Below are 12,485 nucleotides of genomic sequence, written 5' to 3' on the forward strand. Positions count from 1 at the left end.
GCTATACCGCACCGGAAACAAGAGCAGAAAAGCAACTGGCCAAGATCTGGGAAGAGTTGCTGGGTGTAGAAAAGATCGGTACAAAAGATAATTTCTTTGAGCTGGGCGGCCATTCGCTGCTCGCGATGCGGGTGATCTCGCAGGTTAGACGGGAACTGAACAAGGAATTAAAAATTCGTGATCTGTTTGTGCACCCGACTATAGCCGATTTGGTAAAACAACTGGAAGAAGAAACAACAGCAGCAGCAGGCAGTACGATCCAAAAAGTAAATCCGCGACCTGAATATATTCCGTTATCCTACAGTCAGGAACGGTTATGGTTTATTGACAGATTGGAGGGTAGCATACAGTATCATATACCTGGTACTTTAAGGTTGAAAGGTAATCTTGACGTTGTTTCTTTAGAGCGGGCAATGCGGGAAGTGGTGAATCGTCACGAAGTATTGCGTACAGTAATTAGAGAGCATAACGGCCGCAGCTATCAATTTATAAAACCAGCAGGCCAGTGGAAATTAGTTCAAACTTCATCTGTAAATTTAAAATTGCATGTCGCCGGATTAATAGAAAAACCATTTGATCTGTCGGCAGATGACATGTTGCGTGCCGAATTGATCCAGACAGATGACAATTCATATGTGTTGGTCATGGTTATTCACCACATTGCATCAGATGCTTGGTCGTTACCAATCATAGCCGATGAAATAGCAATTTTGTATAGCGCATATAGCAGTGGTCAGCAACTCCGTTTGCCTGAGCCTGCATTGCAATTTGCTGACTATGCTTTATGGCAGCGCGGTAACCTGCTGGAAGAAAAATTAGAAGAAAAACTACAGTACTGGAAATCGAAATTACAGGATGTTCCTGCTTTACAATTGCCTGTGGACTATATACGCCCAACCGGCAACAGCAGTAAAGGCACAACTTTAACTTTTAATATCGATCGGCAGCTTAGTAGTAATTTGCAGCTGTTAAGCCAGGAATACGGCGTAACGCTTTATATGACGCTGCTATCTGTATTTAATGTACTGATGTACCGTTACAGCGGCCAGGATGATATTTGTGTAGGCACGTCAATCGCAGGTCGGCCCAACCCCGAGTTGGAAAGTTTGATCGGTTTTTTTGTAAATACCCTTGCGCTGCGCAATCAAATTAAAAGCGATGAACCATTTACACAACTGTTAACACAAGTTAAACAAACTACCCTTGAGGCTTACGAGCACCAGGAAGTGCCTTTTGAAAAAGTTGTAGAAACAGTAGTGAAAGAAAGAACGGCTGGCGTAAGTCCGCTGTTTCAGGTAATGCTGGTGCTCGGTAATACGTCAACCTTACCCGAGCTAAAATTAAGCGGACTGCAACTTGATGGGTATGATTATGAGCAATCTGCCGTAAAATTTGATCTTACATTTTTTGTGAGCGAGAGTCCTGAAGGTCTTCAGTGTGCCATACAATACAGAACTGATATTTTCAGTGCCTTACGAATCGAAACCATGGTCGAGCATTTTTGCACCCTTTTGGCATCGGCTGTCGCCCAGCCCGAAACGCAGGTGGGCAAATTGCGGATGCTCAATCAACTGCAAACAGAAAATTTGCTAACCCTGAGCCAAAGTGCCTGCTTATATCCAACCGATCAAACTATTGCTGATATTTTTGAAGCTGTAGTATTAAAATCTTCTGTTACAAATGCTGTTACGTTTGAAGGGCAGTCGATCAGTTTTGAAGAGTTAAACAAACGCTCGAACCGGTTGGCGCATCACCTGCAGCGCTACGGCGTTGGAGCAGATACTTTGGTACCACTTTATATTGAACGTGGAATATCGATGATTGTGGGTATTATAGGGATCCTTAAAGCCGGTGGCGCTTATGTACCGGTGGATACCGATTACCCGGCCGAAAGGGTTAATTATATCCTTGAAGATACCAATGCAAAAATCGCTGTAAGTAGCCCCCGATTTGCCGATAGCCTTGCTGATATCTCCGAATGGCTAAAAGTTGTCGAGCTTGATGAGCAAAACTGGGAACTGGCTGCCGAGCCTGAAATCGACGCTATAAGAACAATATCGCCGGATAATCTGGCTTATGTGATCTACACATCAGGCTCAACAGGAAAACCTAAAGGCGTACAAATTACCCAGCGAAACATAATCGATTATGTCTATGGCCTTAATGACCGTATCCATATCGGGGACTGCAAAACATTCGGCTTAATGTCTACCATAGCAACCGATTTGGGCAATACAGTTTTGTTTAGTTCATTACTTTACGGCGGTACCTTGCATGTTTTCACTAAAGAGACCTTAAGCCATATCGAGGCGCTGCATGCTTATTTTGACGAAACCCGAATAGATTGTATTAAGATAGTGCCATCTCATTGGAAAGCACTGTCGGCAGATGAACCTCTGGTTCCGGCGCGGATGCTGATTTTTGGCGGCGAGTCATTAACAGCAGAAATAGTATCTAAAATAAGGCAATACAGTGATTGCCGCATCATCAATCATTACGGGCCAACAGAAACTACCGTAGGCAAATTGTTATATGAGGTAACAGATACAAACCCTGCCATTATACCAATAGGCCGCCCATTTTCAAATACGCAAGCTTATGTATTGAATAAAGACCTGCAATTATGCCCGGTGGGTGTTCCGGGGCAATTATTTATTGGAGGAACGGGGTTGGCAAGGGGATATCAGGGAAACGATGAGCTTACCCGGGAAAAATTTATAGCCAATCCTTATGGCGATTCAGGTGCTTTGATGTACCAGACCGGCGATGCCGTACAATATAATGCCGAAGGAAATATTGAATACCTTGGCCGTGTAGACGACCAGGTGAAAATCAGGGGCTATCGTGTTGAGCCGGGCGAAGTTAGCCGGATCCTGGAGCAAAGTAAACTGGTAAGCCAGGCGGTAGTAATGGCCCGTCGCGATAAACAGGGAAACAGTCAATTGGTAGGGTATGTAATAGCAAACGGCGTATTCGATCGTTCAGTAATTATTAGCTGGGTAAAGGAGCAACTGCCCGAGTATATGGTACCCGCTTACCTGATCGAACTTAAAGAAATCCCGTTAACGGCCGCAGGCAAAATAAACCGTAAGCTATTGCCCGATCCCGAAATTGAAGTATCGGCAAAAAAAGATGATATAGCTGCAAACGAAACCGAATTAAAATTGGCAGCTATCTGGCAGGAAATCCTCGAAGTAGATTCGATAGGTATTCATGATGATTTTTTTGAACTTGGCGGGCATTCATTGCTGGCTGTACGCCTGATATCGGCAGTACGGAAAGCCTTTATGGCTGAGCTACCTATTAGCGATGTATTTGATTATCCCACGGTAAGCAAGTTAAGCTCACGCTTAAATGTCAGCGAAACCACAGAGGGAGTTGCAAGTATAGGAACGCAATTGCGTCCGGAGCATATTCCTCTGTCATTCAGCCAGGAGCGCATGTGGTTTATCGACAGGTTGGAAGGCAGCGTTCAATACCACGTTCCGGCTGTATTGCGTTTAACCGGTAAATTAAATATCCCGGCATTAACCAATGCGTTCCGCCAAGTAGTTAACCGTCATGAGGTTTTGCGTACAGTTATAAGAGAGCACGAAGGTCGCGGTTATCAATACATAAAGCCCGAAGGCGACTGGCTGTTGGGGGAAATATCACAGGAAGAAATTGAAGCAGTTGGTATTAACTTACAAGACTATATCCAACGGCAAATAAACAAACCTTTTAATTTGTCGCAGGATGATATGCTGCGCGCCGAATTGATTAAAACCGGCGAGGATGTTTACATTTTGGTGTTAACCATGCACCATATAGCATCCGATGGCTGGTCAACTTCTATCCTTGTACATGAGCTGGGTATGTTATATAAAGCGTTTGCCTCTGCAGATGTAGGCGTTGAAAATCAGATGTTGGCTGCTTTGCCAATACAATATGCAGATTACGCTATCTGGCAACGGAACCATCTTCAAGGCAATCTGCTGGAGCAAAAACTCAATTATTGGAAAAACAAATTGGAAGGCGTCTCCACTATTCAACTTCCGACAGACTACCGCAGGCCGGTAATAAGAAGCAACCAGGGTTTAACTGAAGCTGTTTTTGTTAACAAACAATTAGTTGATGGGTTAAATGCATTAAGCCGCAAGCAGGGCACAACGCTGTATATGACATTGCTATCGGCATTTATCGTGCTTCTTTACCGTTACAGCGGCCATGAAGATATAAGTGTCGGTACGCCTGTGTCAGGCCGCAGTCACCAGGAAATTGAGGGTTTAATAGGCTTTTTTATTAATACATTGGTTTTAAGAAACAATGCAAAAGGGGGCGAGGCATTTACCAAATTGCTTGAGCAGGTAAAAAATACAACCCTCGAAGCTTATAACCATCAGGAAGTACCTTTTGAAAAAGTAGTTGAAGCCGTTGTGAAAGAAAGGGACATGAGTCATAGCCCGTTGTTCCAGGTGATGTTTACGCTTCAGAATACGCCCGAAATACCCGGGCTTAAATTAACCGGCGTGACTTTAGGTGCCGAAACAGCAGAGGATACTACATCTAAATTCGATATCAGCTTAAATCTAGTGGAAACGGTAGATGGCCTCGCAGGAGGATTAACCTACAATACCGATCTTTTTAAGGCTCAAACTATAGAACGCATGATCGGCCACTTTACAGCTATCCTGCAATCTGTTGTTCAAACCCCAACAGAAGTTATCGGGCGCATAAATATTTTAAGTGCTGCCGAGGAGGAAGAGCAGTTAAAAATTTTTAATGCAACCGACGCTGATTATCCGGCGGACAAAAGCGTCCTGGATATTTTTGAGCAACAGGTATCTCAAACACCCGACGCGGTGGCTGTTACATTTAACGATGAAACAATAACCTATCAGCAGCTTAATCGCAAGGCAACCAGCCTTGCCAAATACCTCCGGGCCAATGGTGTAAAAACTGAAACCATCATACCTGTTTGCACCGAGCGCAGTATCGAAATGGTAATTGGCATATTGGGGGCAATGAAAGCCGGCGGCGTATATGTGCCTTTTGATCCGGAGTATCCGCAAGACCGTATCGAGTATATGCTGAAAGATACAGATGCCAGGTTGGTAGTTAGCAGCAGCGCTTGCAGTAACAAATTTGGAAAAGCAAACATTCAGGTAGTTGAGCTTGATAGGCATTGGGCAGATATTGAAAAGTATGAACATACGGAATTGAACTCCCTGGTTGCCGCAAATCAGCTTGCTTATATCATTTATACATCAGGTTCTACAGGCAAACCCAAAGGGGTTATGATTGAGCATCGCGGCGTGGTTAATCTTGTATTGGCACATAAACGCGACCTGGATCTTAAACCCGGTATGCGGTTCCTGCAATTTGCATCATTTGGTTTTGATGCGTCATGTAATGAAATATTCAGCACATTACTAACCGGGGGATGCCTGGTTATGTGCGCAAAGGAGTCGCTTTTATCGGCCGATGAATTCAGTCAGCTTTTGATAAAGCAAAAAGTAGAAATAGCCATATTGCCGCCGGCTTTTCAGCAGTTTATTGAAAATGTTCCCGATACGCTAAAAATTGTTATTTCGGCAGGTGAGGCACTGAATGAGGCGGCAGCTAAGCAAATACAATTGCAAGGGGTAAAGGTACTTAATGGGTATGGGCCAACTGAGTGTACGGTTTGCGCATCGCAAACGCACAACCCAATAAGGCCCGATGGCATTATAACCATAGGTAAACCTATGGACAATGTGAAAATCTATATCCTGAATAAAGAAAAGCAGATGGGGCCGGTAGGAATAACGGGAGAAATTTGTATTGGCGGTATCCAGGTTGCACGGGGATATTTGAATCAGCCAGGTTTAACAAATGAGAAGTTTATAAAAGATCCGTTTTCTGACGTCGATGGCGCGAGGCTATATCGTACAGGTGACTTAGGACGCTGGTTGCCCGACGGCGATATCGAATATCTTGGCCGCATGGACGACCAGGTGAAGATCCGGGGCTATCGTATCGAATTAGGGGAGATCGAAAATGTTTTGCTGCAAAGCGGGCTGGTATCACAGGTAATTGTATTGGCTAAGCCCGATGTTAATGGCGTAAACGGATTAATTGCCTATGTAACAACCGAAGAGGTTTATGATAAGCAAGCACTGGTATCATATCTATCTGCTCATTTGCCCGAATACATGGTGCCCAAATTATGGGTACTGCTGGATAAGTTTCCGGTAACTACTCATGGTAAAATAGACAAGCGTGCCCTGCCTGATGCTGATACCGCAGAACAGCTAACTTATAATTATGTGGGGCCGCGTAATAAAACAGAAGAGGGGCTTGCTGCGATATGGCAACGGCTTTTAGGGATTGATAAGGTTAGCATCCACGATAACTTTTTTGAGTTGGGGGGGCATTCGATATTAGCCATGCGGCTGATAGCGGCAGTTAAAAAGGAGATGGCAATCAATATTACTATCAGGGATCTGTTTATCCACCCAACAATCGCCAAACTTTACAGAAGGTCGCAAAATCAAAATATCGATCTTACACAATCGCTTATTCCCATAAAAACCTCCGGCAATAAAACACCGCTCTATATTGTTTGCGGGGCCGGAGGTACTGCATTTAAATTTAAGGAGTTTGTAAAACTACTTGATCCTGAGCAGCCCGTTTATGGATTGCAGCAACCCCTGCACATCAGCAATCCGACAGATTTTCCGGACACTGTTGAGGGTATTGCCGAGAGATACATAACGGAAATATTGTTAGATAATCCTTATGGGCCATATGCTTTAGCCGGTCACTGTCTTGGCGGTATGATAGCCGTTGAAATGGCCAGCCAGCTTCAGGCTATGGGCAAAAAAATTTCAATGCTTGCAATGTTTGATGCTGATGCTAAGCCTTTGATTGATGCTGTTGCCGATGAGGCACAGCATAACGGTCACCTGCCATCTTTAATTAAAAGATCTGTTTCGGTGATATCTACAAAATTGAAATTCGAGCTCTTCTTGCTGATGAAGCATCCTAAGCAAGCCTTAATGTATAAGGTGCGGAAAATAGGGCCTTTGTTTAGCAATACAGAATCAAAGCTGGCAAATATTGATCAGGATATTTTTGACCGGATTACCCTGCAAATAAAAACAGCGGCCGACAATTATCAGATAAAGCCTTACAATGGCGAAATAGTTTTGTTTAATGCCACGCAACAATACTATTTTATTGACAGGGTAAACAAGATCATTTATAAAGAGCTGGAAGTTAATTTCGAAAACAAACACGCCTGGAAAAATTATGCTCAATCAATTAAAATTCATGAGGTAAAGGGTGAACACTCAACAATTTTTGATGAGTTAAATGCAAAGGAGTTCTCAGACATATTACAACATTATTTAGGTTAACAGATATAATAAAAAACATGGGATTAACAGTTCGGGACAGATTGGTTGCATACCGTAATCTTCCAAAGTTTTTTAGCCTGGTTTGGAAAGTTAGCCCTGGATTAACTTTAGTTAATATCCTGATAAGAATTCTGCAGGCAATTATTCCGCTTGGTTTATTGAGCGTCGGTAAATATATCATTGATGAGGCTATCGCTATAACTCACAACAGGGCATTACCATATAACTATCTCTGGAAATTAGTTGCCATCGAGTTTATCCTGATCCTGCTATTGATAATACTGGGAAAAGTTACTTCGCTTATTGATGAGCTTTTAGGCGAGCGGCTTACAAACGATACCACAAACATGATCATGCAACATGCTGCCATGCTTGACCTGGTACAGTTTGAGAACTCGCAGTTTTATGATAAGTTGGAAAGGGCGAGGCAGCAAACTACAGGGCGGGCTATTTTACTAACGCATGTATTTAGCCAGGTTCAGGATTTAATTACCATCACATCGTACGTAGTTGTGTTGGTGGCCTTTAATCCATGGGTTATCATAATCCTTTTATCGGTTGCGCTGCCTTCATTACTGGGCGAGTTTTATTATAACAACAAAAATTACGCTTTGCTGCGCAGTCAAACCCAGGCCCGGCGCGAGCTTGATTATTTAAGCCTGGTGGCAAGCAGCGATGTAGCAGCTAAAGAAGTGAGATTGTTTGATCTGTCGGGCTTTTTTATAAATAAGTTCAAACATATCTCCCACAATCTTTATGATGCCAAGCGCAAGTTCGGTGTTAAACGGTTGGTCGTTAGTTCGCTTATAAGCATTCCGGGTGTGGTTGGATTTTATATCGTATTCTTTTTTATTGTACAACGGGTGTTGCAGGGTTCGTTAACAATTGGTGGATTAACACTATTGTTGGGAACAATAAGGCAGTTAGGCGGTTTAATGCAAAACAGCGCGAGGCGCTTTAATGCTGTAGCTCAGGGTGCCATTTACCTCACAGATTTTTTTGATTTCTTCAAGATCATGCCCTCTATTACAATCCCCAATAATCCGCGACCATTTCCTGATCCGATAGTTTCGGGTTTTACTTTTGAGGATGTTGGGTTTAAATACAGTAATTCAGATAAATGGGCAAACAGGCATCTAAACTTCACCCTTCGCCCCGGCGAAAAACTTGCTTTGGTTGGCGAAAACGGAGCCGGCAAAACTACGCTGGTAAAGTTACTGGTAAGGTTATATGATCCAACTGAAGGCCGCATAACGCTTGACGGTTATGATTTGAAGGAATATAACATTGAGGATATCAGGAAGCAAATGGGTATCATCTTCCAGGATTTTATTAAATACCAGATGCCTGCATCTATAAATATAGCTATTGGTGACATTGCTGAGGTTGATGAAGAAAAACTAATAATTAGCGCGGCAAAGCAAAGTCTTGCACACCCGATAATTGACAGAATGCCTGGTAAATATCAGCAGATGTTGGGCTCCCATTTTGATACAGGCGTTGAACTATCGGGTGGTGAATGGCAAAAGGTGGCACTGGCCAGGGCTTATATGCGTGATTCGCAGATTGTGATCCTCGATGAACCTACTGCCGCTTTAGATGCACGTTCTGAATACGAAGTTTTTAAGCGGTTTTCGGATATCACCGACAAAAAGACCGCTGTGCTTATTTCTCATCGTTTTTCAACTGTACGTATGGCCGATAGGATCATTGTATTAGATAAAGGTGAGATTTTGGAAATAGGAAGCCATGAGGAACTTTTACAAAGAGGCGACCGCTATGCCGAGCTGTTTGAATTGCAGGCAGCGGGTTATAAATAAAGGATGCAGTTTTAAAACCTTAAGCTAATAATCGTATTTACCTTATTAAAACATATAAAACAGTAAGATGGAATTGACCTCATCAACTTTAATCACGGCGTTAATTTTAACCAAAAACGAGGAGCCGAATCTTAAACGCGTTCTTGACCGTTTAACCTGGCTCGAGCGGGTGGTTATTCTGGATAGTTATAGTACCGATGCAACGCTGGATATTGCTAACTCTTATCCCAATGTTGAGATTTTTGAACGCAAATTTGATTGTCACAGAGATCAGTGGAATTACGGACTTACGTTGCTCAAAAGTAAATGGGTGCTGACACTTGATGCCGATTATGTACTTACACCTGAGTTTATACAGGAAACCAAAAATATCATTGCCAATCCGCAAAATGCTGCGTACGAAACCACCTTTAAATTTTTAGTTTTCGGAAAACGGCTTTTGGGTGATAATACCACACCTCGTCCTGTGTTATTTGATATAGATAAATGTATTTATTATACGGATGGGCACACGCAACGCTTGAAAGTTAATGGAACAACCGGCAAATACAAAGCGTACATACTACATGACGACAGGAAACCCCTGTCAAGATGGTTAAGCAACCAGGATAGCTATGCTATTCATGAAAGTGAAAAACTGGTTAGTGAACCGTATTCGGAGTTGCCGTTGAGCGGGAAGATTCGAAAAACAAAGATATTGGCGCCTTTTGCAGTATTTTTTTACTGCCTTTTTGTTAAAGGACTTATTTTTAACGGATGGGTGGGCTGGCATTATACGCTACAACGTACAATGGTTGAAATGTTGTTAGCGATAAGACTTGTTGAAGATGAGAAACTTGCCGAAAAGCCGGAGCCAACACCCGCTTTAACTGTCGTTCAAAATGATTTAAAGTCTAATCTGGCTAAATAGTCCGTCAACAGGTGCATATTTGCATTCTCCTTATAGCTAATACTACTTATGAAAATACTGCACATTATACCTGCTTATAAACCTGCTTACGGATACGGGGGGCCAACTGAATCTGTATCGCGTTTGTGCGAGGGATTAGCGGCTAACGGGCATGATGTTGACGTTTATACAACCACTGCCAACGGCAAAACAGAACTGGATGTAATATCCGGCATGGTTGCGGATGTAGAAGGGGTTAATGTAACGTACTTTAAACGCATCACCGGCGATCATACTCATGTTAGCCCTTCATTATGGCGCAGGCTTGCCAAAACTGCCAATGATTACGATGTGATCCACATTCATTCCTGGTGGAGTATCTTAAGCGTAGTGGCCGCACGAATTGCTTTATTTAGTAATACTAAGGTAATATTGGCGCCCCGGGGTATGTTAAGCGAATATGTTTTTGAAACGGGGAACAGCAGTTATAAAAAACTAATTCACAAGTTTGGAGGTCGTAGAATTTTAAAGAAATGCGTGCTGCATGCTACCGCCCAATCTGAATATATTGAATGCCGCAAGTTGATTCCGGGCTGGGAGGGTTTTGTTTTGCCTAATATTTTATCGTTGCCCGATATTGAAATAAAGGAAATTAATAATGATTGTTTCACTGTTGTTTTTATGTCGCGTATTCACCACAAAAAGGGGCTTGAAAAACTGTTTGCTGCCATCAGCCAGCTTTCTTTTAACCTTAAATTGGTTATTGCCGGCGATGGTGACGAAGTGTACGTACAGCAATTGAAACAACTTGCAGATGAGTTGAAAATAGCTTCAAAAGTTGAATGGATGGGTTGGGTAAACCGACAGGAGAAATTTGAAAAGCTCAACCAGGCCGATCTGTTTATCCTTACATCATTAAATGAAAACTTCGCGAACGTCGTAATTGAGTCCTTGCATATGGGTACGGCAGTTTTGATTTCCGAAAATGTGGGGCTTTCTGATTTCGTCAGTGAAAATAACCTTGGCTGGATCTGTACATTGGATACTGACAGTATCATTGAAAAATTAAACGAGGCTTATCTCGGCAAGCAAAAGTTAGATCACATTCGCAAACATGGCCGTGAAATTATCAAAGCAACATTTCACGAGCAGGTACTCATTACAAAATATTACGAAGAATATTTAAAATAGTCCATCTTCTCTTTTAATTAATTTACCGTTCCAGGTAATTATAACCATGCCCCGATATTGGTGGTCGTATGCTCTTACGTCAGCTAAACAATCATAAAATATAGCCGTAAAACAATTAATAATATGACAGAAAGAAAAAGGATCCTGATCACAGGAGCAGCCGGCTTTTTAGGTTCGCACCTTTGCGACAGGTTTATTAAAGAAGATTACCACGTAATTGGGATGGACAACCTGATTACAGGCGATTTGAGGAATATCGAGCATTTGTTCAAACTGGAAAACTTTGAGTTTTATAACCATGACGTATCCACGTTTGTGTATGTTCCCGGGGATTTGCATTATATTTTGCACTTTGCCTCGCCGGCCAGCCCGATTGATTATTTGAAAATCCCGATCCAGACATTAAAAGTAGGCTCACTGGGTACGCATAACCTGCTGGGGTTGGCGCGGAACAAGAAGGCCCGGATGCTGATCGCTTCGACATCAGAAGTGTACGGCGACCCGAACATCAGCCCTCAGCCGGAGGAGTACTGGGGTAATGTGAACCCTGTAGGTCCGAGAGGGGTATATGATGAAGCCAAAAGGTTCCAGGAAGCTATTACGATGGCCTACCATACTTTCCATGGTGTTGAAACCAGGATTGTAAGGATTTTTAACACCTACGGACCAAGGATGCGATTGAATGATGGCAGGGTATTACCGGCATTTATCGGGCAGGCATTGCGTGGCGAACCGTTAACGATGTTTGGCGATGGCTCACAAACCCGCTCGTTTTGTTATGTAGATGATTTGATAGAAGGCATTTATCGTTTACTGCTGAGCGATTATGCCCAGCCGGTAAACATCGGTAACCCCGATGAGATCACGATCAAACAATTTGGCGAGGAGATCATTAAATTAACAGGTACGGATCAAAAGCTGATCAGCCTGCCCTTACCTACAGATGATCCTAAACAACGCCGTCCGGATATTACCAAGGCCAAAGCTATACTGGGCTGGGAGCCAAAGGTATCAAGGAGCGAAGGTTTGAAGATCACTTATGAATACTTCAAATCATTACCCGAGCAGAAAATAAACCACAAAGACTTTACTTATTACAATAAATAGGATTTTTAAATTATAAAGGTACAGCGATGCCCCGTTCATCCTAATATCGCTGTACCTTAAAGAAATTATAAAAATACTTCGCGGAGATAATTAACCGCC

Annotated in this window: 5 protein-coding genes; all 5 read left to right on the top strand. The window is 42.7% G+C overall.

Annotation, left to right across the window (positions count from 1 at the left end; translation table 11 throughout):
- The coding region (locus AC59JO_RS05220) for an amino acid adenylation domain-containing protein (RefSeq protein WP_497303877.1) at window positions 1–7,379 on the top strand (7,379 nt) is incomplete at its 5' end.
- A gap of 17 nt (window positions 7,380–7,396) precedes the next feature.
- Window positions 7,397–9,199 (top strand): ABC transporter ATP-binding protein, encoded by a 1,803-nt coding sequence (locus AC59JO_RS05225; RefSeq protein ID WP_413668445.1) that lies wholly within the window; start codon window positions 7,397–7,399, stop codon window positions 9,197–9,199.
- Window positions 9,200–9,266: 67 nt separating this feature from the next.
- Entirely contained in the window at window positions 9,267–10,109 is an 843-nt protein-coding gene (locus AC59JO_RS05230; RefSeq protein WP_497303879.1) for a glycosyltransferase family 2 protein, read from the top strand.
- A 48-nt stretch (window positions 10,110–10,157) separates the two neighbouring features.
- Window positions 10,158–11,279, top strand: a complete 1,122-nt coding sequence (locus AC59JO_RS05235) for an XrtY-associated glycosyltransferase XYAG1 (protein WP_497303881.1) — start codon at window positions 10,158–10,160, stop codon at window positions 11,277–11,279.
- A gap of 123 nt (window positions 11,280–11,402) precedes the next feature.
- Window positions 11,403–12,386 carry a UDP-glucuronic acid decarboxylase family protein gene (locus AC59JO_RS05240; protein ID WP_497303883.1) on the top strand — a complete coding sequence of 328 codons (984 nt, stop codon included), beginning with the start codon at window positions 11,403–11,405 and terminating at the stop codon, window positions 12,384–12,386.
- Window positions 12,387–12,485: the final 99 nt, after the last annotated feature.

It is taken from the genome of Mucilaginibacter sp. A5337 (genome assembly GCF_059690695.1).